This is a genomic window from Subsaximicrobium wynnwilliamsii, from assembly GCF_007997225.1.
GTDB classification, from domain to species: Bacteria; Bacteroidota; Bacteroidia; order Flavobacteriales; family Flavobacteriaceae; genus Psychroserpens; species Psychroserpens wynnwilliamsii.
In genome coordinates this window covers 1-2,159 of record NZ_VORM01000076.1, presented here as the reverse complement: position 1 = coordinate 2,159, position 2,159 = coordinate 1, and the positions used below count along the sequence as shown (strand labels likewise).

Here is a 2,159-nt window from a genome sequence, read left to right as displayed (position 1 = left end):
ATAATCTCACGAGAATTTGGAACATAATAAAACAAGACAATACGACGGGCTTTGACATGATTGAGACACTAGAAACCGCCATAAACCTATTTTTAGCCTGTATAGCAACATTTGCCAATCACAATAGGAAAATTAAAATGGCACTCGCGGTTTAAAACAAAATCTGTAATTTGTTTCTACTAACAAAAATCAAGGCAGGTTATTAGACGGACTGGCGTTGATGTATATGAGCTGTGGCTTGTTTTAAGCACGAACCTCTCCAAATATAAACTAACTTTGGGAAATCCATAAATTTTCCAAATAAGCACAGACCAAGCCATAGCTTATATACGGCTTGCCCACAGTATTTTAATTCGTTAATGTCATTTCAATAGCTAAAAGTCCAAATTTATTTATATATCGCTGTGGACTATTGCTTTCTTCCGTAAATGATTCTACTCTTTCCCAATTTCCATCTTTGTAAGTCCAACTGTTTTCATCTATTTCGCTTGGTAAAAATCCGACTTTGGGTTCATACATAATTTTTTCAATCCGCTTTTTTGAATCTTTGATAGGAAACGTAGTTTTGTATGAGTTGTCTTTGATTATTAACCACTCGTAACTTATGAAAAAACCTGTTTCGGGAAAAATAATTTCTAAATTCGATAAATCAAGTTCAACATTATTTGTGCCTTTTTTGACAGTTCCAATAATGTTTTTTTCATATATCGGATTTTTGGGCTTACCATCATTTCCGATTGAATAAAGTCTTATATTGAATTTAGCGTTTCGAATTTCACTATAAATTCTAAATTTTAATTTCTTAAGATATGGTGTTTTGTAATAAGTCGAGTCGAATGGGAAAAATCTTGCTTTCATTTCAGGTTTGTCGAGTGAAGCATAATAATATCCAATATCTGAATCGTTGAATTTTCCAATTACGATTTCATTTTGTTTTTTTATAGAACTCAAAACTACTTCGTCCAGTTCTGTTAACTTTGGTTGTAAAAGTATTATATCTGATATTGTTGAAATTTCAATCCTTTTGTTTTCGTAACCTAAACTTGATAATATTAAAAATTTACCAATCGAAGTATCTATCGAAAATACTCCGATTTCGTTAGAAGTAGTTCCAATATTTTCATTTTCCACCCAAATATTTACATAAGGTACTTTTTCCTTTGTTTCGCTGTCAATTATAACTGCTTTTAATTGACAAAAACCGAGGTTCGAAATTAGCAAAATGATTAATGGAGGCAGTTTTTTCATATTGTGGGCAACGTGATGTGTATGGTTAGTTGCGTGGTTAAGCAACTAAATTAATAAACAAATACGAACTAGATAAAATTCCGAAGGAATTTTCCAAACAATCACTGACCAAAGCAATTAATTATACACCGTGTTAGGCACTTTGTTTTTTAATTTTTTCTTATAATATCATCTTTGTTAAAGTAAATTCCATCTTTTCCAGCAGAAATTAATTTGTAATTTATAGAATCAATTAATTCATATTTATATGGGTTTTTCCAATTATCTGATTTCCAACTTCCCCAAATAGGTTTTTGTCTGATAAAGGATTCGTAATTTTTCGGGAAAACTCCGTAATAATTTTCATAGAGGCTTAATTCAGTTGAAATTTCATTCATCTCGGTTTTTGTTCTGTCTTCGTTAAGGTATTCATCCGTGACAAACTCCACTCCTTTAAAAAGACCAGTTGTAAAAAGAGTAAGAGATAAAGGAAATAAAATAATTACGATTAGTAAACTAAATGCAAGATATCTAGTTGCGGATTTTTTTCCATCTCGTTGCTCAATTTTATCATAAATATCAAAAATTGCCCAAATCATAATAATTATGTGTGGAAACCAAAAAGGAATTAAATTCAAGAAGTCTAAATTTAAAATAAGATAAGTAGAGACTATATCTAATAATAAAATAATTCCCCCTTTTCTAAAGTCTTTGAGAATAAATTGCCCTGCTCCAGGTAAAAAGAAAGAAATGATAAAAGGAAGAAGGTTTTTCATTTTCGGTGATCTTGGTTTACATTGTGCCTAACGCTCTTGAGTATGATTAGTTGCGCGTCTCAAGCAGTAAATTTAGTAAATAAAAACGAACTTTGGCATCCACGAGGGTTTTGGGAAGAAGAACAGGCCAAGCAATTAATTATACGCGATGTTGTG

2 protein-coding genes are annotated in these 2,159 nt (G+C 31.1%); both read right to left on the bottom strand.

Annotation, left to right across the window (positions count from 1 at the left end):
• Positions 1-348 precede the first annotated feature (348 nt).
• Positions 349-1,248, bottom strand: coding sequence for a carboxypeptidase-like regulatory domain-containing protein (locus ESY88_RS20520; protein WP_147088560.1), 900 nt, complete (start codon positions 1,246-1,248; stop codon positions 349-351).
• Between the two features lie 149 nt (positions 1,249-1,397).
• Positions 1,398-2,003 carry a hypothetical protein gene (locus ESY88_RS20515; RefSeq protein ID WP_147088559.1) on the bottom strand — a complete coding sequence of 202 codons (606 nt, stop codon included), beginning with the start codon at positions 2,001-2,003 and terminating at the stop codon, positions 1,398-1,400.
• Positions 2,004-2,159: the final 156 nt, after the last annotated feature.